This window comes from Streptomyces sp. NPDC046712 (assembly GCF_040645695.1).
Taxonomy (GTDB): domain Bacteria; phylum Actinomycetota; class Actinomycetes; order Streptomycetales; family Streptomycetaceae; genus Streptomyces.
Genome location: NZ_JBEYYW010000008.1, coordinates 128,302 through 148,999 on the forward strand (window position 1 = coordinate 128,302; position 20,698 = coordinate 148,999).

A 20,698-nucleotide genomic window follows, 5' to 3' on the forward strand; every position below is an offset into this window, starting at 1 on the left:
GATACGTATTTTCCACGTGGTCCTCGCCCCCCGTCATCGCCGAGCGTTGAAGCCGACCCGACCCAACTCGCACGACGCGAGGGAGGACCAGCCATGAACGTCAGCCGGATCACCGCCTCGACACCCGACCCCCATCGGCCTGCCATCCGCAGTGGCCGAGCTCCGCACGGTGACGCGAAGCCGAGTGCGCCCAGGCACGACACCGCTCTGTGCACGATGGCGGTGACGCCCGCCGCGGCCCCGGCGATGCGGCACTTCGCCGCCGACAGCGCCAGGCGCTGGTCCGTTCATGCGGATGGAGTCGACGCGCTGTCACTGGTGGTTACGGAGCTGGTCACCAACGCCGTGCTGCACAGCGGGAGCTCCGACGTCACCATGTTGCTCACCCACCGTGACACGGAGCTGGTCGTCGAGGTCCGGGACACCGGCCGGTGGCTGCCCCGCCCCTCTCGGTACCGGGTGGCCGCGGACCCGGGGGCGACCTGCGGACGGGGCTTGGAACTGGTGAGGCACGTCACCAGCTGGTGGATGGCCTTTCTCTCGTCGGCCGGAACACGGGTCGTGGCCTGCGTGCCGGTTGCCGAGGCCCTGACATGAACGTGGGGCCCGGGCTCTCGGTTCATGCCGAAGGTGATCGCCACCGAGCCGTGGCAGCCAGACCCGGCCGGGCATCTGAGGAGAAGGACATGGACTTCGTCGGGGCCGGCCGCCGGTCGCCGCTACCGGTCGCCGCCTACACGTGGTCGTCCCCGGCCGACGGGACACTCGTGGAGACCTACCGCCGCAAGCTTCGGGAGCTTGCCGTCCGGCTGCGACTGCCTGCCCCCTCGTTCTTCGAGGACAGCGGCCGCCGCGGGGATGACGAGCGTCCCGCCCTGGCCTGCCTGCTCGACCTCGTGGCCACGGGCATCTTCCAAGTCATCCTGATCCCGGGGCCGTTCGTGTTCGGGTCCCGCGCCGCGGACATCGATGCCGTCGTCAGCCACGTCACCGCGAGCGGCTGTCGGATCATGGAGCTTCCTCTGTCGGAAGAGTGATCCCGGCGGAGTCGGCACCGAACAGCGCCGCGGCCCCTCGTCCCCCCTGCACGGGGGACGAGGGTCGTCGTCGTTGCGGGCAGGATCTGTGACGAGCCCACCGCCCGTCGGGTCTGTCCCGGTAGGCGGGAGACGAGACCTGCTCCGCCAGGATGGGCGGTGCTCCGGTGGGGACCTCGTGGGCCCGGCCGCCGCGGTCGGCCAGGTGGCCGCCGAGTAGCCGGACCGGCGCGCCGACGCCGTTGTTGATGCCGTCCAACAGGCCGAAGCCCAGCGGGGGCAGGCAGGGATGTGCCCGCGGCCGGCCGGGCCGGGCACTGCGGCTGTCGGGCGATGTACATCGTGCCCGCCTTCGGGTCTGGGAGAGATGGAGGGGGCGGTGGCGCAGCCCGGGGAGGCGCCGCCCCAGGGACCCACCGATCAGGCCGGAAGGCGGCAGGCCGTGCATGTCCTCGATGGCGCGGAGCGGTCCGGGCTGTCGGACAGGCAGTCCGGGTGGACCCGCTCCGGTCAGGGAAGGGTCGGGTCCACCCGGACGTTCGGGGGCGGTCAGCAGCTGGACCGGTAGAAGTACTTGCTGACCTCGGGGTCGTCCATGTTGTCCTTGGTGATGGCGACCATGGGGGTGCCGATCTGCTTCGCCGCGGGCCTTCCGTTGAAGGTTGCCGAGAGTTGGTCGACCGCCTTGGCGCCGATGGCTGCCGGGTCCTGGGCGACCAGGACCTGGAGGGTGCCTGCCTTGAGCGCGGCGACCTCTTCGGGCTCGGCGTCGAAGGCGGCGACCTTCACGGCACCCTGCTTGCCGGCCTGCTTGAGACCCGCGGCGATGCCCTTGCCTGTATTGGTGTTGATGGCGAAGGCGCCGCCGAGGTCGGGGTGGGCGGCCAGGGTGGACTGGATCTGCGAGGCGGCGGTGGCCGGCTCGTCGTTGTCGTAGAGGGTGGGCAGCACGGTGATGTCGGGGTAGTTGGCCATCTCCTCGGTGAAGCCCTTGATCCGCGCGTCGGTGGTGGAGATGCCGGGCTTCACGCTGATCACGATGGCCGTGCCCTTCTCCCCCATCTGCTTGGCGAGCGCCTTGGCCGCGGTCCTGCCGCCCTCCTCGTTGTCGGAGGAGATGCGGGAGATGCCGATCGAGGGGTCGGTGACGGAGGTGTCCACCAGGGCGATCTTGGTGCCGGACGCCTGGATCTGCTTCAGGGAGGGGGTGAGGGCGTCGGTGTCGACGGGTGAGATCATCAGGCCGTCGGGCCGGGAGGCCGCGACCGAGTCGATCAGCGGACGCTGCACCGAGACGTCCCACTGGGCCGAGCCCTCGACGGTGAGGTCCAGCCCCTTGGCCTTGGCCGCGGCCTGGGCCGCACAGGCCATCGTGATGTAGAACGGGTCGCTCTTCATGCCGGTGATGAGCGTGACCTTCTTGCTGCCGGCCCCAGCGGCGGCCGAGTCCCCACCGGATCCGGAGGACGTGCAGGCGGCGGTGGTGGCCAGGGCCAGCCCGGCGCCGACGGCTACGAGCAGAGTGCGCTTGCTGCGAATGCTGGACATGATCGTGCTTCTCCTTGGTCGTGCGCCCGGGGCGCCGTGGGGGGATCCCGACCTGACTGCACGGCTGATGGCCTGGGGGGTCGGTCGTTTCTGCGCCCCGCGCGGCCCGGGGGGCGGCGCAGCGGCTGTGCGTGGTTACCTGCGTTCGCGGGACGTGCGGCGTGTGTGGTCTATGTAGACCGCGGCCACGAGGACCACGCCGACGGCCACGTCCTGCCAGTACTGCTGGACGCCGATGACGATCAGTCCGGTGGTGAGGACGGCAGGGATGAAGACGCCGATCACGGTGCCGAGGACCGAGCCGCGGCCGCCGAAGAGGCTGGTGCCGCCGAGGACCACCGCGGTGATCACCTTGAGGTTGTCGGTGGAGTGGCCGGCGATGGAGGTGGTGCCGTAGGAGGCGAGCCACATCACTGCACCCAGGCCGGCCAACAGGCCCATGAGGGCGTACACCTTCACCAGGTGCCGGCCCACGCGGACGCCCGCCCGCTGGGCTGCGGCCGGGTTCGAGCCGATCGCCAGGGTGTAGTTGCCGAAGCGGGTTCGGCCCAGTACCAGGCCGAAGATCAGGGTGACGGCGGCGGCGAGTACCACCAGCCACGGTATGCCGAGGAGCCTCCCGTAGCCGAGGGTGTTCTGGAGGTTGGCGGAGGCGGCGCCGGCCGGATCCTGCCCTCCGGTGGCGAGTTCGGCCAGGCCGAGCGCGGCCCCCAGACCGCCGAGGGTGACGATGAGCGGCGGGACCTTGCCGCTGGAGATCAGCGCGCCTTGCAGTGCCCCCCAGGCCGTGCCGATCGCGAGCGCGATCAGGACGCAGATCCCCACGGTCGTCCAGCCCGAGGCCGGACCGCCGTGGTGGATGTTGTACAAGCCCGACCCCACCGCGGCCAGCACCACGACGGACCCGATCGACAGGTCGATGCCCGCGGTGATGATCACGTATGTCATGCCGACGCCGAGCACCAGATAGATGGCCGCGTTGACGCCGATCTGCGTGAAGTTGTAGGCGGTGAAGAACTTGCCCGGCGCCGCGGCGGTGAAGAACGCCACCAGGGCCACGAGGATCAGGAACGTCCACAGTTCGTTGACCGCGGCCATCCGCCGCAGCCACGACGGCAGACCACCACGGTGGGCCCGCTCCGAGACCTCGGTCGCCTCCTGGGTGTCCTGGCTGACGACGGTCATCGTGCTACCTCCGCATTCCATGCACGGGTGGAACCGGTGGCCGCGAACGTCTCCAGGCCGCGGTCCAGCGAGCCGGTCATGGCGCCGACCAGTTCCTCGATGGTGGTGTAGGCCGCGTGGAACGACGCGACCCGCCGACCCAGCCGCAGCACCTCGATGCGGTCGGACACCGAAAGCACTTCCGGCATGTTGTGGCTGATCAGCACCACGCAGATGCCGCGGTCCGCGACCCGCCTGATGGTCTCCAGGACCCTGGCCCGCTGCACCACTCCCAGCGCGGCCGTCGGCTCGTCCATGAAGATCACGTTGTTGGCGAAGGCCACTGCGCGCGCCACCGCGACCGACTGGCGCTGCCCACCGGACAGCGTCGCGACGGGCGCGGTGATGTCCTTCAACGTGACGCCGAGCTCGGCGAAAGCACCGGCCGCGGCACGCCGCATCGCGGGCCGGTCGAGCACGCCCAGCCGACCCAGCACTCCACGGCGAAGGATCTCCCGGCCGAGGTAGAGGTTGGCGGCCGCGTCCAGGTCCGGTGCCATGGAGAGGTCCTGGTAGACGGTCTCCACGCCGTGGCGCTGCGCGTCGGCCGGGCCGGTGAACCGTACCCGCCTGCCGGCCAGCCTGACCTCGCCGGCGTCGGGAGTGATCACTCCCGACAGGACGTTGACCAGAGTGGACTTGCCGGCGCCGTTGTCGCCGATCAGAGCGACCACCTCACCGGCGTACGCCGTGAAGTCGGCGCCCTGCAACGCCTGCACGTGGCCGAACTGCTTGACCACGCCCCGCGCTTCCAGAAGCGGTTCCCGTACAGAGGCCATATGTCGCGCCTTTTCATTGGTATCGTTACCAGCACGGCGATTCTGAAGCGGTCCGGAAGCCACTGTCAAGAGGAATCGGAGCGGAGCCTCCCGCATTGACCATCGCCCTGCGCTGAAGCAGAGTTGGCGCACCAGGGCAGATGGGTCGGCAATCTCGCCAGGTCCCCGGCACTGGAATGGTAACGTTCCCATCAAAATGACGCTGGTAACGTTATCGCGAATGTGACAGGAGCGAAGGGGGAGGTAGCAGCATGGCCGGCCGGCCCACGATGAAGGACGTCGCCGCCGAGGCGGGCGTCGGCGTGATGACAGTCTCCCGGGTCGTCAACGGCGACCCAGGGGTCGCACCCGCGACCGCCGCACGCGTGGAGGCGGCCATCCGCAAGCTCGACTACCACCGCGACGACGTGGCGCGCCAGTTGCGCCGCACCGACCAGCTCAGCCAGACCATCGGCCTGATGGTCGACCACGTCGGCGACCCCTTCATGGCGGCCATCGCCTCGGCCGCCGAGGACGTGGCCCGCCAGCGCGGCAGCGTGGTCCTGATCGGATCCAGCCGGGACGACCTCCGGCGCGAACGCGAGGTGATCGCGGCGTTCACCGCACGCCGCGTCGACGGCCTGATCCTCACACCGGTCGCCGGCAGCCACCGGTTCCTCCGCTCCGCCGTCGAGCAGGGCACCAAGGTCGTCTGCGTGGACCGTGCCGCCCCCGGGCTGGAGACGGACGCCGTGGTCGTCGACAACTTCGACGCCGTGCAGAACGCCGTGCAGCAGCTCATCGCCCGCGGCCACCGGCGGATCGGATACCTCGGCGACCGACAGGAGATCTGGACGGTCGGCGAGCGCTATCGGGGCTACGTCTCAGCACTGGAGGCCGCCGCCATCGCCCCCGACCCGGCCCTCGTCCGGCACGGGCTCCGCTCCGGCCCCGACGCCGCAGTCGCCGTCACCGAGATCCTCGCCGCCCCTGAACCCCCCACCGCCGTCCTGGCCGGCAACGCCGTGGCCGCCATCGGCGCCCTGGCGGAGCTGCCTCAGCACATCGCGTTCATCAGCTTCGACGACTTCACCCTCGCCGCGCGGATGACCCCACCGGTCAGCGTCATCGCCCAAGACCCGGTGGCGATCGGCACGACGGCAGCCCACCTGCTCTTCGCCCGCATCCACGGGGACACCTCACCGCCCCGCACGATCGTCATGCCCACCACTCTGATCCCTCGCGGCTCCGGCGAGGTCTCCGGGCCTTATGCACAAGGAGGCTGACCATGGCCCCTGTCGACCAGTACCTCGCCGTCGACATCGGCGGCACCAAGCTCGCGGCCGCGGTCGTCACCGGCACAGGTCGGGTGGTCCACCAACGGGAAGTCCCCACCCCCTCGGCCAAGCCCGGGCAGAAGTATCTCGTCGCCCACTCGCTCACCGAACTGGTCACCGACGTCGTCGGAGAGGAACCGATCGCCGGAGTCGGCATCGCTTCGGCCGGTCCGATCGACGCCGCCCGCGGCACCGTCAGTCCCGTCAACATCCCGGCCTGGCGCAACTTCGACGTCGTCAGCGCCGTCAGCGACGCCGTGGGCGGGCCGCAGCCCCGCCTGATCCACGACTCCACCGCCGCCGCACTCGGCGAACACTGGATCGGCGCGGGGGCGGGGAGCAGGGCGGTGCTGGGGATCGTCGTCTCCACCGGCATCGGCGGCGGCCTCGTCATGGGTGGGCGGCCCATCTCCGGCTCCGCCGGCAACGCCGGCTTCATCGGCCACCTCACCGCCGACCCGGCGGGTGAGCGATGCGCCTGCGGCCGGATCGGCTGCGTCGAGACAGGCGCCAGCGGACCGGCGATACTCCGCTGGGCCCGCGCCAACGGCTGGACCGGTCACAGCACGTCCGATCTCGCCGAAGCCGCTGCCTCAGGCGAACCCGTCGCCCTCGCGGCCTTCCGCCGCGGCGCCGATTTCCTCGCCGAAGGCATCATCACGAGTGCGATCCTGCTCGACCTCGACCGGATCGTCATCGCCGGAGGCGTCTCCGCCGCAGGCGATGTCCTGCTCACCCCCCTGCGCGAAGCGCTCGCCCGCGACGGCTCCCCCGCCGTCCGGAAACTCAACGTCGTCCGCGCGGCCCTGGGCCGCCGCTCCGGGCTGATCGGCGCCGCGCGCCACGCCATGGCGCGCTGACAGACCGCCCCTCCCGCATACCACTCCCCCCTCGGCTGGCTCTCACCGGCGGACCACCCGGTGCCACGCGTTCGACGGCGGCAATCACCCGCCGAACCGGCCGACTCCTCATGCCGGCACCGCGAGCAACAGCGCTCGCCGACACCTTTCACCGCGCTGTGCGGGTTCGCCCAGGCGCCGATGTTGTCGCGAGGCCCCCGCTCGCCCAGAGCGCTCAATGCGCGATTCACGCAGAAATTTTGATCGAGACTACTTGAACAGTGGGACTTTTGAGCATGTACTGTCACGCGCCGCGCGCCGTCACAGTCGTGCCGCACATGAGCCGTCCCCGCACCGAGGAGCGCCATGCCCACGCCCCCTTCAGTTGCCCACCGTTCACTCACGGGAGACGCGGCCGCCGCCGAGGCCCCGGCGGCCCCTGGGCCCGCCCCCGGACGTGAGCCCGGACAGAAGCCCATGATCAACGTCGCCTTCGACCCGTACCCCACGGTGCGCGTCGGCGTCGTCGGGCTCGGAAACCGGGGCGCCGCCATGGCCCAGGGGTGGTCCGTCGTGCCCGGCTGCATCGTGACGGCCGTCTGCGACGTCCGTGTGGACCGGGCCGAGCGGACGGCCGACCAGCTCGTCGCCGACGGCAAGCCCAGACCGGCCGAACTCGGGGGATCCAAGGCCTCGTTCAAGGAACTGCTGAAGCGCGACGACGTCGACCTCGTGTACATCGCCACGCCGTGGGAGTTCCACTACGAACAGGGCAAGGCCGCTCTCCTCGCCGGCAAGCACGTCATCGTCGAACTTCCCGTCGCCACCGAGCTCGTGGAACTGTGGGACCTCGTCGACACCTCTGAGCGCACCCGCCGCCACCTGATGCCCGCGGAGAACTGCGGCTACGGCCGCAACGAGCTGGCCATGCTCAAGATGGCGCACAAGGGGCTCTTCGGCGAGATCACCAACGGTCACGGCGGCTACCTGCACGACCTGCGTGCGCTGCTGTTCTCCGACACGTACTACGCCGACTCCTGGCGGCGGCTCTGGCACACCCGCAGCACCGCCAGCCTCTACCCGATGCACGGTCTCGCCCCGATCGCCGCCGCGATGGACATCAACCGCGGCGACCGCATGACCACCCTCCGCGCCACCGCGACCGCACCCAAGGGCCTCGCCGAGTACCGCGCCCGGTTCGTCGACCGGTCGCACCCGTCGTGGAAGGAGACGTACGTCAACGGCGACCTGGTCACCTGCCTGATAGACACCGCGCAAGGCCGCGTCATCCGTGCCGAGCACGACGTCAGCTCCCCGCGCCCCTACAGCCGCGTGAACACCCTGGCCGGCAGCCGCGGCATCTTCGAGGACTACGCGGGCGTCGCCTCGGCCGCCGGCGGACGCGTCTACATCGAACCGGACCACGGCGGCCACACATGGCGCGACTTCGCCGCCTACCGCGAGGAGTTCGACCACTGGCTGTGGGAGCGGATCGGCGACGACGCGGCCCACAACGGCGGTCGCGGTGGCAGAGACTACGTCCTGCGGTGGCGCACCGTCCAGCAGATGCGCGCAGGCCTCGTGCCCGACATGGACGTCTACGACTCGGCTGTATGGTGCTCTCCCATCCCGCTCAGCGCGGCCTCGCTCGCCGCCGGGGGCCGCCCGGTGGCCGTGCCGGACTTCACCCGCGGCGCATGGGTCGACCCGCGCACAGGACTCGACTCCCCTCCCTCCGAAATGCCCCCCGTCGTCTGACAAGCCCGCCACAGGTCGACTCGCCGAAGGGGCGGGGCCCCGGGCATCGGCCCTGGCCCCGCCTCTGCGCGCCGGATATCAGTTCAGTGCTCGGCACGGTGGGCGTCGTCGGCTATCCGGCTCAGCGACCCGACGGGGCTCCCATCGGGTGTCATCGCCGTCCCGATGTTTCTTTTCGTGCTGTCGCTCACCGAAGCCCATGAGGTCTTGCCGACGGGCGGGAGGACCGCGTTCGGCATCTCCCGGAGGAACACTCTCAGGTTCCGATTCCTGTCATCCGCCTGCATCTGACGGGTCACCGTCACGGTCACGGGCAACAGGTTGTTGAGCGTCGCGAACTCACGCACGTTTTTGTCGCTGTAGACGAAGTCGAGGAACTTGCCCACCTCTTTGCGATGCCCGTTCCTCTTGAAAGCCATCATCCAGTCGACCACGCCGGGCGCCGACGTGGCTTCGCGATCACGGCCGGGCACGGCCGTGATACCGACCTGGATTCCTTCCTTCTCCACGGCCTGGAGCAAGGAGGGATACCCGTTGACCATGCCCACCTCGCCGCGCAGGAACGCCGCGTAGGCGTCGTTGCGGTTGAGTCTGTCAGGTGAGGCCGGACCGACGAGCCCTTCCTCGACGAGGTTCTCTTTCACCCAGGTCAGACTGTCGATGTTCGCCCGCGAGTCGATCGTGTAGGCACCGTTGAGCGCGGTGTAGCCGCCTCCGCCTCCCAGCATCCAGACCATCGCCTCGATCTGGGCTTCCTCGGGTCCGAACGGGAGCGCGATGGGGTACGTCACGTCCGTACGGCTCTTCAGCTGCTTCGCAGCCTCCTTCACGTCGTCCCACGTCGTCGGCGGAGCCTTGATTCCCGCTGCGGCGAATACCTGCTTGTTGTAGAACAGGAGCCTGGTCGAGGCCGCGAACGGCATGCCGTACTCCACGCGTTTGTGCTCTCCCGCTTCGGCGAGCGGCCGCAGGAAATTCGCCTGCACCGGGATGGAGAGCAACTCGTCCGCGGCATAGAGCTGCCCCTGTGCGGCGTAATCCGCGTACGTACCGGTCTGCGCCAGGTCGGGAGCCTCACCGGCCTTGACCATGTCGGCGACCTTCCGGTCCACGTCGGCCCAGGACTCCACCTCGACCTCGACGGAGATGCCCGGATGGGCGAACTCGAACGCCTCGGTCAGTTCACCCCAGTACCGCTCGGTACTGTCGGAGTGCCCTGCCACCTCGTAGTCGGCGACCACCAACCGCAGGGTGACCTCCCCGCCTTCGGTGTGGGCGCATCCTGTGGAGGACACGCAGAGAACGAGAGCGGCGGCGGCCGCGGTCAGGACATGGCGGTGCCTCGGCACGGGCTTCCCCTTTGCTGTGCGGGACGGCTGATTCCGGAGAGGCCCGCCCTCTGCGGCCTGTCGGACGACGGCAGAGGGCGTGCTGTCCGTGGGGGCTACTTGACTGATCCGGCGGTGAGTCCGGAGACGACCTTGCGCTCGATGAGCGCGAAGAGGACGACCACCGGCACGATGGCGATGACCGAGCCGGCGAAGAGGTAGTTCCACTGCACTGTGTAGTTGCCGATGAAGCTGTTGATGCCAACGGTCAGGGGCTGGCTCTCCGGTGCGGTGGAGAGGGTGAGGCCCATGACGAACTCGTTCCACGCGGCGATGAAGGTGAAGATCATCGCGGTGACGACGCCGGGCATCGCGAGCGGCAGGGTGATCCGCAGGAGCGCGCCTGCGCGGCCGAGGCCGTCGATCATGGCCGCCTCTTCCAGGGCCTCCGGGATGGCGGAGAAGTACGCGGTGAGGATCCAGATCGCGAAGGCCAGGTTGAAGGCCGCATTGCAAAGGATCAGGGTCCAGACGGAGTTGAGCATGTCCAGCTGGTAGAACTCACGGTAGAGACCGACCAGCAGGGACGTCGGCTGGAACATCTGGGTGACGAGCACCAGCAGGAGGAAGAGCCTGCGCCCCCGGAACTTGATGCGCGCGGTGTAGTACGCGGCGGGGATGGCCACCAGCAGGACGAGCAGGGTGGATCCTCCGGCGACCAGCAGCGTGACGCGCAGGTTGTCCCCGAGGTGGGACTCGCGCCAGACGTCGACGAAGTTCGCCCACTCGAACGCGCTCGGGAGGTACGTGGCGTCGCGCAGTTCGTCGGCCGGCCGCAGGGCGGTGATCACCATCTCCGCGTACGGCAGCAGGAACATGGCGGCCAGGAACCACGCGACCGCGGCGATCAGCAGAGTGCGGGGGCCCGGCGTCCGCGGGCGGCGTGCCCGGGTCTTCCGGTCGACGGCGGGGGTGGCGGCCGGGGCCGCAGCGGGGCGGGGGATGACGGTCTGCTGGGCCATCAGATCTCCTCCTGGTTCCAGCGGCTGGCCTTGAGGAAGAAGACGACCATGACCACGACGAGGGCGAAGTTGACGACGGACATCGCCGCGGACTGGCCGATGTCGGAGTTCTTCAGCTGGTACATGAACACGGTGGTGGTGGCCGTGTCGCTGTCGGGACCGCCCCGGGTCATGCTCCAGATGATGGGGAACGAGTTGAAGACGTTGATCAGGTTGATGACCATGCCGACGAGCAGAGCCGGGCGCAGCAAGGGCAGGGTGATCCGCAGGTACGTCTGCCAGGTGCTGGTGCCGTCGACCTTGGCAGCCTCGTAGACCTCGGCGGGGATCGTCTGCAGGCCGGCGAGCAGGGTGTACGTGGTGAACGGCAGCGAGACGAAGACGGCGACGACCATCATCCAGGGCCAGGCCGTGGCCGGGTCGCCGAGCCAGTCCCTGGGACCGTCGATGAGGCCGAGGTCCGTCATCACGGTGTTGAGCACGCCGGCGGTCTGGTTGAGCATCCATTTGAAACCGATGGCGGTCATGACCACGGAGGCGGCCCATGGCGCGATCAGCGCCCATCGGGTGAGGCGGCGGCCGGGGTAGTGCTGGTTGAACAGCTGTGCCAGAGCCAGCGAGATCACCATGGTGGCGGTGACCACGACCAGCGTCCACACCACGGTCGAGACCACGACCGCGGGCAGCGACGGTTCCTCGAACATCTGCTTGTACTTGTCGAACCCGGCCGAACCGCGGACGAATCCGCTGCTGCTGATCTTCAGGAAGGACGTCCGGACCATCTCGTAGACGGGCCAGAGGACGACCAGGACGATGAGCAGGACGGCGGGCCCGATCCAGGGCAGCGGACCGAGGCGGGCCAGACCGCCCCGGCCCTTGCGGGCGGGGCGGTCGGCGGAAGAACTGGTGGACACGAAGGTGCCTTCCGTGACGTTGCGGTTCGCGGGGCCTACTGGTCTGCGACCGCGGCCTCGGCCTTCTTCTGCAGTTCGCCCAGTACCTTCGCCGGGTCGTTCACGGCCGTGCCGCCGCTCTTCTTGATCTCGGCGGAGACGGCGTCCCAGGTGGTGTCGCCCAGCGGGTAGAAGACCGCGTTGGGCAGCAGGGCGAAGAACGGCTCCAGGTCCTTGTGCTTGCCGTTGGTCGTCATCTCCTGGAGCGTGTCCTTGGTGACGGGCATCAGGTTGTACGTCTCGTCGAACTTCAGCGTGTTCTCCTTGGAGTACGCGAAGTCGAGGAACTTGCGGACCTCTTCCTTGTGGCCACCGTCCTTGAAGGCCATCGTCCAGTCGGCGACGCCGAGGGTGGACTTCAGCGCCCCCGTCTTGCCGGGGATGGGGGCGACGCCGTAATCGACCTTGCCGTCCTTGGACATCTGGATGAGGGACGGGTGTCCGTTGAGCATCGCGGTCTTGCCGGCCGCGAAGTCGGCGAACGCGGTCTTGCGGTCGGTCGTGGCGGGGTTGGCGTAGGTCAGACCGGGCTCGACGAGGTTCGACCTCAGCCAGGAGAAGGCCTCGACGTTGGCCTTGCCGTCGAGCGTGTAGGAGCCCTTCGCGTCCGTGTAGCCGCCACCGTTGCCGAGCTCCCAGATCAGCGACTCCCCCTGGGCCTCCTCGGGGCCGAGCGGCAGGGCGTACGGCGTGACCCCGGGGACCTTGGCCTTGATCTTCTCCGCGGCGGCCCTGAGGTCGTCCCAGCTCTTCGGGGCCTCGGTGATGCCGGCCTTGGCGAAGATCGACTTGTTGTAGAAGAAGGCGCGGGCCGAGGAGACGAACGGGATGCCGTACTGTGTGCCGTCGACCTCGCCGGCCTTGGCGAAGCTGTCGATGAGGTTGGCCCGGGTCTGCTCCGACAGCACCTCGTCCGCCTTGTACAGCAGGTCGTCGGCGACCTTGTCGGCGTAGCCGCCCGTCTGGAGGATGTCCGGCACGTTGCCGCTCTGGATCATCGTCTTGACCTGGGAGTCGATGTCGTTCCAGTTGATCACCTGGACGTCGACCTTGATCTTCGGGTTCGCGGCGGTGAACCGCTGTGCGACGTCCTTCCAGTAGACGGTGGAACTGTTCGACGCCTTGTCGCCGTAGTCGGCGGCGACGAGCTTCAGCGTCACCTCGCCGTTCGCCGAACCGCCGTCGCCCTGGCCACCGCCGCACGCTGTGAGGGTGAGCACACCGATGGTGCAGGCCGCCACGAACAACCGCTTGTTCATCGTCACTACCGCCTTTGTGTGTGCCGGCTGGCGAGGCTGCAGCCGGTCGATCCAGAAGCAGCGAGGAGCTCGGAGCGTGCATAAACCTGGACGATGTCCACTGGTTTCGCTCAGTAACGAGCATCTGCTGTGCCCAAAGTAAACACGACGACTGCCTTCGGCACCAAGAGCCGTTACGCGAACGATGCCAACTCCCCTGATGGCAGGCGCGTTCCGCGAGGTCATGGGTTGCGCCGGCGAGGCCCGCCCGTGCTTGTGTTCGTCCCGGCCATTCGGCCTACGGGGCGGCGGGGAGCCGTCCACAACGCAGCCGCCCCCGTGTGCGGCATCGCATCACGGGGGCGGCTGTACGTCCGGGAACTGTTCATCTGCCCGCGAAGGGCAGGAGGGCTCAGACGGTGATCACTTCGATCCCCGCCTCGGCGAGCTTGGCGGCGATGTCCGGCGCGATGCCGGTATCCGTGACGATGACGTGGATCTGGTCCAGACCGCAGATCCTCGCGAAGGCGCGCTTGCCCATCTTGGACGAGTCCGTCACCAAGATCACCTTGCGGGCGCGTTCGGCGAACAGCCGGCTGATGCCCGCCTCGTCCTCGTGGTGGGTCATGACACCCAGCTGGGGGTCCACGCCGTCGACCCCCAGCACGGCGACGTCGAGTACGACCTCGCTCAGCACCCCGACGGTCAGCGGGCCCACCAGCTCGTAGGTCTGGGGCCTCGCCACACCGCCCGTGGCCACGATCTTGAACTGCGGTCGCACGGCCAGCTCACCCGCGATGTTCAGGGCGTTGGTGACGACGGTGTACATCGGGCCGGACGGGGCATCACCCGGCTCTGCCGGCCCGCCCCCCGCCCGCAGCGCGAGCGCTCGCGCCACTTCGGTCGTGGTCGTGCCGCCGTTGAGGCCGATGACGTCCCCCACCACCAGAAGGTCTGCCACGGCGCCGGCGATCCGCTGCTTCTCGGAAGCCTGGCGCGAGGACTTGTACCGCAAGGGAAGCTCGTACGAGACGCCGTGCGCGATGGCTCCGCCCCTGGTGCGGACGAGCAGTCGCTGCTGGGCCAGCTCGTCGAGGTCCCTGCGGATGGTGGCGGGAGACACCGCCACGGCGGCGGACGCCTCCTCCACGTCCAGCTTGCCCTCGACGGCCAGCAACTCGAGCAGCTTGCTCCACCGCTCCTTCTTGGACATGCGCCGCACCCTTCCGTGGCCCTGAGACATCCCTGCGCGCGCTCGACATTCCGACGGCCGCACGGCCACCACGGCCGCAGAAGCATGCGCGAAGTTGATCGTAGCGCGACAACATCGAGCATCGCGGAGGAGCGGCGATCCGCCCACGCGGGAACCGTCACGACGTCTTCCGCACTGGACCTGAACAGCCTCCAGGCCCAATACTCCGATCATTAGACATGAGTGAATACGCTCGATTGAAGTCTCAAACACGCATAATCGCGCACTCAGAATGGTTCGAAGCTATGGTGATCAACAGCACCTCAGACACCGCGGTCGAGACAGCTCCCGGTTCGTGTGTCGTCGCCCTCGACGTCGGGGGGACCGGCATGAAAGGGGCTGTTCTCGACCACTCCATGCAGCCGGTGGTAGCGCTGCACCGCCCGACGCCGCGGGCCGACGGACCGGAAGCCGTGGTCGACGCCATCACCGATGCGCTGCTCTGCCTGGCAAGGCGTGCCGCGGAACGGGAACTGTCTGTCCGGCACGCGGGCGTGGTGGTCCCCGGCATCGTCGACGAGGAACTGCAGCGGGCCGTGTGGTCCGCGAACCTCGGCTGGCGCGATCTCATGCTCGGCGCCGTTCTGGAGGCCCGCACGGGGCTACCCGTGACGCTGGGCCACGACGTACGGGCGGGCGGCGCCGCCGAGTGCGCCCTCGGAGCGGCCCGAGCCGCCCGGAACGCGGTCTTCGTGGCCGTCGGGACCGGTATCGCCGCCGCGATCGTCTGCGACGGCAAGCCGCTGAGCTGTGACGGATTCGCGGGGGAGCTCGGCCACGTGCGGGTGCCGGGAGGCACGCCGTGCGCCTGCGGCGGCACCGGTTGCCTCGAGACGATCGCCTCCGCGAGCGCCGTCGCGGACGCATACACCACACGTTCCGGGCGCCCGGTCGCGGGCGCGGCGGACGTGGCCGCGCTCGTCGAGCGCGGCGACCCGGTGGCCCGGGCCGTCTGGGAAAGGGCCACCGAGGGGCTGGCGGAGGCACTGACCGCCGTGACCACGTTGTTCGCCCCCGAACTGATCGTTCTCGGCGGCGGCCTCGCCGAGGCGGACCGCCTCCTGCTCGATCCCGTCAGGGACGGGCTGGCCGCACGACTCACCTTCCAGCGCACTCCGGTTCTCGTCCGAGCCGCACTCGGAGACCGAGCCGGGTGTCTGGGTGCCGGCCTGGCCGCCTGGCAGGCCGCCGGTCACCGCATCCCCTCCCTTCTGACAGGAGCCTCCGCCCAGTGATCGTCACCGTCACTCTCAACGCCGCCCTCGACGTCACCTGGAACGTCGCCGAACTGCGGCCCCGGACGTCCCATCGCGTCGACGCGGCGTACGAGCGGGCGGGCGGCAAGGGCATCAACGTCGCCAGGGTGCTGACCGGCCTCGGACACACACCGCTCGCCACCGGGCTCGCGGGCGGGCCCACCGGCCGGCTGATACTCGGCGATCTGCGGGCCGCGGGGATCGGCAGCCTCTTCACCCCGGTGGGCGGCGACTCGCGGCGCACCCTGGCCGTGGTGTCCCGAGATGACGGGGACGCCACGGTCTTCAACGGGATCGGCCCCGAGGTGACACCGTCCGAGTGGGCGGCCTTCGTGAGGCAGTACACCTCGCTCGCCCGGAGCGCGCACGTGATCGTCCTGAGCGGGAGCACTCCCCCTGGGCTGCCCGTGGACGCGTACGCGCGACTGATCCGCGGTGCGGCCGCGGCGGGTGCGAGGACCGTGCTCGACACCTCCGGTCCCGCGCTGTCGGCAGCCCTGGAGGCCCGCCCCGACGTGGTGAAGCCCAACGCGGCGGAGCTCACGGACGTGACGGGGTGCGACGACCTCGTGGCGGCGGCCGCGGAGCTCCGCGCCCGGGGGGCCCGGACCGTCGTGGCGTCCGCGGGACCGGACGGGCTGTACGCCGTCACCCCACAGGGGGCGTGGCGCGCCGCACCGCCCGAGCTGCTGTCCGGCAACCCGACCGGCGCGGGCGACGCCTGCGTCGCAGCGATCGCCTCGGGCCTGGCGGCCGGCATGCCGTGGCCGGAGATCCTGCGCGAAGCGGTGGCGCTGTCCGCCGCAGCCGTGCCGTGCGTGGTCGCGGGAGACGTCGACGCCGCCGTCTACTCGCGGTTCCGGCGGGAAGTGCGCGTGGTCGAGGTCGAACCGGTGCAGCCCCACTGAGCCGGCGCGGCTGTTTGCTCATACATGCTTGAAACTAGCGACTTTAGAGCAGTTATTGACAAGAATTATACGCATGCACGAGCATTGGTCTAGTCAAGCAGGCCCGCGAGACACGAGGCTCTCCTCCGTCGCCCAGGACGCCCCTTCGCCGAGCTCGCCCTCATCGCCCCTCCGAGTCCAAGGAATCGCGTGACCACCTACGAGACCTCCCGTACTGCCGTCGAGATCGCCTCCCAGCCGGGCACATGGCGGCGTGCGGCCGAGTCGGTCGCACACTTCGCCGACGCCCTCCCTCGACGGGGGGAACGCGTCGCGGTCGTCGGCTGCGGCACGTCGTGGTTCATGGCCCTCGCCTACGCGGAGCTGCGTGAGAAGGGCGGGCACGGCGAGACCGACGCGTTCGCCGCGTCCGAGTTCCCGCACGGTCGGGCCTACGACCGGGTACTCGCAATCACACGCTCCGGAACCACCACGGAGGTCCTCGATCTCCTGACCCGGGTCAAGGGCGCCATCCCCACCGGCGCCATCACCGCGGACCCCGAAACCCCCGTCATGACGGTTGCCGACGCCGTCGCCGTACTCGACTTCGCCGACGAACAGTCCGTCGTCCAAACCCGGTTCGCCACCACGGTCCTCGCCCTGCTGCGCGCACATCTCGAAGCCGAGAACGCCCTGCCGGCGGGGGTACGCCGCCTGGAGCGGGCCGCTCTGGACGCCGAGCGTGCCCTCACCGAGCCGCTGGAACCCGCCGTCTGCAATGCCGAGCAGTTCACCTTCCTCGGCACCGGATGGACCTACGGCCTCGCCCTCGAAGCCGGCCTCAAGATGCGCGAGGCCGCCGGCGCCTGGACCGAGGCCTACCCCGCCATGGAGTACCGACACGGCCCCATCAGCATCACCGGCCCCGGTCGCGTCGCCTGGGTCTTCGGCCCCGCTCCGCGCGGACTGGCCGACGACATCGCCCGCGTCGGCGGCCTCCACTCCGCCGCATCCGGCGATCAGGCCGACGCCCTCGATCCGCTCGCCGATCTCGTACGGGCCCAGCGCCTCGCCGTCCACCTCGCCGAGGCCCGCGGTTACAACCCCGACCGTCCCCGCAACCTCACCCGCTCCGTCATCCTCGAAGACGCCCGCGCCTGAGACCTTCGTGCGGACGCTGCCCCCAGGCGGCGCCGACACGGAAACGGCCGGCCGTCGGCTCGCACCTCAGCCCTCCACAGCGATCCGGCGGCCTCCTTGCCCCACCTGTCACTCCTGGCACATCTGTCCGGCCGATGCCGTGGACGACGACGTCCACGGCATCGGCCGTCTGTGTCACCGCCTCAGAGCTACACGGAGAACACCCATGCCTTACAGCACCACCGACGACATCATCGGGCCCGCCCGCGCCGCCAACACCGGCGTCGGTGCGTTCAACGTCGTACAGATCGAGCATGCCGAGGCCATCGTCACCGGAGCCGAGCGTGCCGGACTGCCGGTCATCCTGCAGATCAGCGAGAACACCGCCCGCTACCACGGTTCCCTCGCTCCGATAGGCCTCGCTTCCCTCGCCATCGCCAACGCCGCCGCGGTCCCGGTCTCGGTCCACCTCGACCACGCCGAATCCGCGCAACTCGTCTCCGAGGCAGTGGAACTCGGCTTCACCTCGGTCATGTTCGACGGCTCCAAGCTGCCGTATGACGCGAACGTCGCGGCCACCCGGGTGATCACCGACCTGTGTCACCGGGCCGATGTCTGGGTCGAGGCGGAGTTGGGTGAAGTCGGCGGCAAGGACGGTGCCCATGCGCCGGGCGTCCGCACGGACCCCGAGGAGGCCCGCGCGTTCGCCGCGGCCACCGCCGTCGACGCCCTGGCCGTCGCCGTGGGCAGCTCGCACGCCATGCTCACCCGTGACGCCGCACTCGACTTCGACCTCATCGCACGGCTTCAGGACGCGTTGGACGTGCCGCTCGTACTCCACGGCTCTTCCGGCGTCGACGACGCGGACTTGGCGAAGGCAGTCGCCGCCGGGATGACGAAGGTCAACATCTCCACCCACCTCAACAAGCTCTTCACCCGCTCGGTCCGCGAGCGGCTCGAGGCTTCCCCCACCGTGGCCGACCCGCGCAAGTACCTCGGCCCGGCACGCGACGCTGTGGCGGCGGAAGTGGCCAGGCTGCTGAACGTCCTGGCCGGCCGCTGACCTCCGGGACGACACGGCACAGGGCCCGGCTGCGAGTGCAGCCGGGCCCTGTGCCGTTCGCGGATGTTGCCGTCAGGCGGCGGGAGGAGTGCCGAAGGGGGCGCTCCACGTCTGGTTGGGCTGGTAGGAGCCACAGGAGTACGTGGCGACCGCGGCGTTCCTGTCGGTCAGCACGCCACCTGCGATGTCGACGCACTGGCCGTTCGCCTGGCGCAGCTGGCCGGAGCGCTTGTACGTCCATACCTGCTTGGTGTCGGCGCTGCTGCAGCCGGCGAGCTTCAGACCGGTGGCGTCACCGGAGAGGCAGAGAGACGGGGTGCGCAGCGATGCGATGGTGCCGTTGGAATGGCGGATCCACTGCTGGTTGGCGCCGCCGTGGCAGTCCCAGAGCGAGACCTTGGTGCCGACGGAGGTGCCGTTGGCGTCCAGGCAGAACGGCTGGGCCTGGAACGCGGGCTGGGCGGACTGGATCATGCCGGTGGGAGTGGCCGCTCCGCAGGTACCCGGGGTGATCGTGTACATCACGTTGTCGTGCGAGCCGATCGTCGCGGTGATGGAGTCGGTGACCTGGAACTCCGTGTGCTTCCACAGGTCGCGGGCGGTGCGGCTGCAGCCGAGGTTGCCGAAGCCGACCCTGGCGAGGTCGAGCCGGTAGGTGGTGGCGGTGGCGTTCTTGTTGACGACGGTCACAGCGCGCTTGCCGCCGGCCAGCGGCTTCACCACGACGTCGATGCCGGCGTTCGCGGAGGCGTTGTCACGCGAGGCGAGGTAGCCGCCGGCGCCGAGCGAGTCCTGATTGACGGCGATGATGTCGCTGTTCTTCAGGATGGCGAGCTGCTCGGCATAGGCACTCGGGTCGGCGGCCATCTTGCGGACGTCGGTGCTGATCATGAGCGGGGAGCCCATCGCGGACCACACGGCGAACTGGGTGCGCTGCTCGGGGAGGGTGAGCTGGTTGTTGTCGCCGATCAGCAGCATGTCGGCGTCGTTGAAGTTGCCGGGGCTGTTGTAGCGGGCCAGGGCGACGGTGTCGGTGAAGTTCTGGTAGACGCCCGCCTCGTACGCGGTGCCGGCCAGTGGGGCGTCCCAGGCCTTGTTCGGCCACAGGCGGATGTCGGGGCTGACACGCCACATCTGCCCCAGACCGCGAACCCAGTCCATCGTCTCGTACTTGACCGAGGAGTTCGGGAAGGCTCCGGCGGGGGCGGACTCGTTGAAGAGGATCTTCCGGCTCTTGTTCGCCGTGGCAGTCCCGAGCGCTCCGGCGAACTTGGTGAAGATCTCCCGCCGGTTGGTGAAGTTGGTGCCACAGTTGTCCAGCTTGATGGAGTCGGCGCCCCAGTACGCCATCGAGTCGGCGTCGGCCTGTTCGTGGCCCATGACTCCGCCGGGAACGCCCTGACACGTGTTCACACCGGAGGTGCTGTAGAGCCCGACATCCATGCCGAGGCTGTGGACGTAGTCGGCGTAGTCGTTCAGTTCCCAGTCGAAGCCGGGCTGGGAACTGTTGGGATTCCACGTCGCCGCACCGTGCAGATAGCCGGCGGACGTGCGCTGCATCCAGCAGTCGTCGACCGTCAGGTTCTTGTAACCGGCAGCCACCAGACCCGTGTCGTGCATCGCCTTGGCCTGGTCCTTCATGAACTGCTGGAAGGAGTAGCCGTCGCGCGTACCGTCGAGCCGCGCCTGCGCGGCGCAGGTGAAGCGGGCCCAGTTGTTGAAGCCCATCATCGGCTTGACGCCGACCGGGGTGTTCGTGTTGGCCGCGATCGGATCTGCCTGCGCAGTACTCCCGGTGATGGTCAAAGCTGTGCCGGCGATGACAGCAGCCGCGCCCACGTACAGCAGTTTCTGGGTACGCCTCATGAACGCTCTCCGCAATGTAGGGGTGGGGGGAGGAGGAGGGGGGCGCGCACGCGCGCCTTGCTTGTGGTCGGCAGGACTCCGGCCCACATGGGGGGCGGCGGGCAGGCGGCGGGGTCGGCCCACCGCGTGCCCGCCGCCTGTCGACACCGGCGGCTCCCCCTCCTCGCGGGAGCCGCCGGATTCCTTGGTGAC

Annotated in this window: 18 protein-coding genes and 1 pseudogene; 9 read left to right on the plus strand and 10 right to left on the minus strand. The window is 69.4% G+C overall.

What is annotated here, in order from left to right:
* Window positions 1-93 precede the first annotated feature (93 nt).
* Window positions 94-597 carry an ATP-binding protein gene (locus ABZ939_RS13400; protein ID WP_361852930.1) on the plus strand — a complete coding sequence of 168 codons (504 nt, stop codon included), beginning with the start codon at window positions 94-96 and terminating at the stop codon, window positions 595-597.
* A gap of 89 nt (window positions 598-686) precedes the next feature.
* Window positions 687-1,037: a hypothetical protein gene (locus ABZ939_RS13405; RefSeq protein WP_361852933.1), complete on the plus strand. Its 351-nt coding sequence runs from the start codon at window positions 687-689 to the stop codon at window positions 1,035-1,037.
* A 172-nt stretch (window positions 1,038-1,209) separates the two neighbouring features.
* Here ABZ939_RS13405 and ABZ939_RS13410 read toward each other — a convergent pair.
* The 4 genes and pseudogenes from ABZ939_RS13410 to ABZ939_RS13425 form a co-directional block, all read right to left on the minus strand.
* Window positions 1,210-1,425 (minus strand): annotated as a pseudogene (locus tag ABZ939_RS13410) (hypothetical protein); the annotation flags it as partial.
* 161 nt (window positions 1,426-1,586) lie between these two features.
* Complete coding sequence (locus ABZ939_RS13415; RefSeq protein ID WP_361852935.1) at window positions 1,587-2,585, minus strand: ABC transporter substrate-binding protein; 999 nt, start codon at window positions 2,583-2,585, stop codon at window positions 1,587-1,589.
* A 135-nt stretch (window positions 2,586-2,720) separates the two neighbouring features.
* Window positions 2,721-3,770, minus strand: a complete 1,050-nt coding sequence (locus tag ABZ939_RS13420; protein WP_361852938.1) for an ABC transporter permease — start codon at window positions 3,768-3,770, stop codon at window positions 2,721-2,723.
* A complete protein-coding gene (locus ABZ939_RS13425; protein ID WP_361852940.1) occupies window positions 3,767-4,588 on the minus strand; it encodes an ATP-binding cassette domain-containing protein in 822 nt (273 codons plus the stop codon). The genes ABZ939_RS13420 and ABZ939_RS13425 overlap by 4 nt, the downstream gene beginning before the upstream one ends.
* A gap of 251 nt (window positions 4,589-4,839) precedes the next feature.
* Here ABZ939_RS13425 and ABZ939_RS13430 point away from each other — a divergent pair, with 251 nt between their 5' ends.
* From ABZ939_RS13430 to ABZ939_RS13440, 3 genes are all read left to right on the plus strand, one after another.
* The gene (locus ABZ939_RS13430; protein WP_361852943.1) at window positions 4,840-5,853 is read left to right on the plus strand and encodes a LacI family DNA-binding transcriptional regulator; all 1,014 of its coding nucleotides are present in this window, start codon (window positions 4,840-4,842) and stop codon (window positions 5,851-5,853) included.
* A gap of 2 nt (window positions 5,854-5,855) precedes the next feature.
* On the plus strand, window positions 5,856-6,764 hold the full coding sequence (locus ABZ939_RS13435) for an ROK family protein (RefSeq protein WP_361852946.1): 909 nt from the start codon (window positions 5,856-5,858) through the stop codon (window positions 6,762-6,764).
* A 345-nt stretch (window positions 6,765-7,109) separates the two neighbouring features.
* Entirely contained in the window at window positions 7,110-8,501 is a 1,392-nt protein-coding gene (locus tag ABZ939_RS13440; protein WP_361852949.1) for a Gfo/Idh/MocA family oxidoreductase, read from the plus strand.
* 83 nt (window positions 8,502-8,584) lie between these two features.
* On the opposite strand, the gene ABZ939_RS13445 is transcribed toward ABZ939_RS13440, so the two are convergent.
* The 5 genes from ABZ939_RS13445 to ABZ939_RS13465 form a co-directional block, all read right to left on the minus strand.
* The gene (locus tag ABZ939_RS13445; RefSeq protein ID WP_361852952.1) at window positions 8,585-9,742 is read right to left on the minus strand and encodes an extracellular solute-binding protein; all 1,158 of its coding nucleotides are present in this window, start codon (window positions 9,740-9,742) and stop codon (window positions 8,585-8,587) included.
* Between the two features lie 203 nt (window positions 9,743-9,945).
* Window positions 9,946-10,851 carry a carbohydrate ABC transporter permease gene (locus ABZ939_RS13450; protein WP_361852955.1) on the minus strand — a complete coding sequence of 302 codons (906 nt, stop codon included), beginning with the start codon at window positions 10,849-10,851 and terminating at the stop codon, window positions 9,946-9,948.
* Window positions 10,851-11,765, minus strand: a complete 915-nt coding sequence (locus tag ABZ939_RS13455) for a sugar ABC transporter permease (protein ID WP_361852958.1) — start codon at window positions 11,763-11,765, stop codon at window positions 10,851-10,853. Before ABZ939_RS13455 ends, ABZ939_RS13450 begins: the two co-directional genes overlap by 1 nt.
* A gap of 35 nt (window positions 11,766-11,800) precedes the next feature.
* Window positions 11,801-13,063: an extracellular solute-binding protein gene (locus tag ABZ939_RS13460; RefSeq protein ID WP_361852961.1), complete on the minus strand. Its 1,263-nt coding sequence runs from the start codon at window positions 13,061-13,063 to the stop codon at window positions 11,801-11,803.
* 391 nt (window positions 13,064-13,454) lie between these two features.
* Entirely contained in the window at window positions 13,455-14,255 is an 801-nt protein-coding gene (locus ABZ939_RS13465) for a DeoR/GlpR family DNA-binding transcription regulator (RefSeq protein ID WP_361852964.1), read from the minus strand.
* A gap of 284 nt (window positions 14,256-14,539) precedes the next feature.
* Here ABZ939_RS13465 and ABZ939_RS13470 point away from each other — a divergent pair, with 284 nt between their 5' ends.
* The 4 genes from ABZ939_RS13470 (at window position 14,540) to ABZ939_RS13485 (ending at window position 18,640) form a co-directional block, all read left to right on the plus strand.
* Window positions 14,540-15,529: an ROK family protein gene (locus ABZ939_RS13470; RefSeq protein ID WP_361852967.1), complete on the plus strand. Its 990-nt coding sequence runs from the start codon at window positions 14,540-14,542 to the stop codon at window positions 15,527-15,529.
* Window positions 15,526-16,458 (plus strand): 1-phosphofructokinase family hexose kinase, encoded by a 933-nt coding sequence (locus tag ABZ939_RS13475; RefSeq protein WP_361852970.1) that lies wholly within the window; start codon window positions 15,526-15,528, stop codon window positions 16,456-16,458. Before ABZ939_RS13470 ends, ABZ939_RS13475 begins: the two co-directional genes overlap by 4 nt.
* Before the next feature lie 189 nt (window positions 16,459-16,647).
* The gene (locus ABZ939_RS13480; protein ID WP_361852973.1) at window positions 16,648-17,598 is read left to right on the plus strand and encodes a sugar isomerase; all 951 of its coding nucleotides are present in this window, start codon (window positions 16,648-16,650) and stop codon (window positions 17,596-17,598) included.
* 205 nt (window positions 17,599-17,803) lie between these two features.
* Window positions 17,804-18,640 (plus strand): class II fructose-bisphosphate aldolase, encoded by an 837-nt coding sequence (locus ABZ939_RS13485; RefSeq protein WP_361852976.1) that lies wholly within the window; start codon window positions 17,804-17,806, stop codon window positions 18,638-18,640.
* Between the two features lie 72 nt (window positions 18,641-18,712).
* Here ABZ939_RS13485 and ABZ939_RS13490 read toward each other — a convergent pair whose 3' ends face one another.
* Entirely contained in the window at window positions 18,713-20,506 is a 1,794-nt protein-coding gene (locus ABZ939_RS13490) for a ricin-type beta-trefoil lectin domain protein (RefSeq protein WP_361852979.1), read from the minus strand.
* Window positions 20,507-20,698: the final 192 nt, after the last annotated feature.

Bases quoted from the DNA above. Each gene is read 5' to 3' on its own strand.
- ABZ939_RS13465 (WP_361852964.1), bottom strand. From the start codon at position 14,255: ATGTCCAAGAAGGAGCGGTGGAGCAAGCTGCTCGAGTTGCTGGCCGTC.
- ABZ939_RS13435 (WP_361852946.1), top strand. From the start codon at position 5,856: ATGGCCCCTGTCGACCAGTACCTCGCCGTCGACATCGGCGGCACCAAG.
- ABZ939_RS13400 (WP_361852930.1), top strand. From the start codon at position 94: ATGAACGTCAGCCGGATCACCGCCTCGACACCCGACCCCCATCGGCCT.
- ABZ939_RS13470 (WP_361852967.1), top strand. From the start codon at position 14,540: ATGGTGATCAACAGCACCTCAGACACCGCGGTCGAGACAGCTCCCGGT.
- ABZ939_RS13405 (WP_361852933.1), top strand. From the start codon at position 687: ATGGACTTCGTCGGGGCCGGCCGCCGGTCGCCGCTACCGGTCGCCGCC.
- ABZ939_RS13415 (WP_361852935.1), bottom strand. From the start codon at position 2,585: ATGTCCAGCATTCGCAGCAAGCGCACTCTGCTCGTAGCCGTCGGCGCC.
- ABZ939_RS13440 (WP_361852949.1), top strand. From the start codon at position 7,110: ATGCCCACGCCCCCTTCAGTTGCCCACCGTTCACTCACGGGAGACGCG.
- ABZ939_RS13450 (WP_361852955.1), bottom strand. From the start codon at position 10,851: ATGGCCCAGCAGACCGTCATCCCCCGCCCCGCTGCGGCCCCGGCCGCC.
- ABZ939_RS13425 (WP_361852940.1), bottom strand. From the start codon at position 4,588: ATGGCCTCTGTACGGGAACCGCTTCTGGAAGCGCGGGGCGTGGTCAAG.
- ABZ939_RS13430 (WP_361852943.1), top strand. From the start codon at position 4,840: ATGGCCGGCCGGCCCACGATGAAGGACGTCGCCGCCGAGGCGGGCGTC.
- ABZ939_RS13490 (WP_361852979.1), bottom strand. From the start codon at position 20,506: ATGAGGCGTACCCAGAAACTGCTGTACGTGGGCGCGGCTGCTGTCATC.
- ABZ939_RS13460 (WP_361852961.1), bottom strand. From the start codon at position 13,063: ATGAACAAGCGGTTGTTCGTGGCGGCCTGCACCATCGGTGTGCTCACC.
- ABZ939_RS13420 (WP_361852938.1), bottom strand. From the start codon at position 3,770: ATGACCGTCGTCAGCCAGGACACCCAGGAGGCGACCGAGGTCTCGGAG.
- ABZ939_RS13485 (WP_361852976.1), top strand. From the start codon at position 17,804: ATGCCTTACAGCACCACCGACGACATCATCGGGCCCGCCCGCGCCGCC.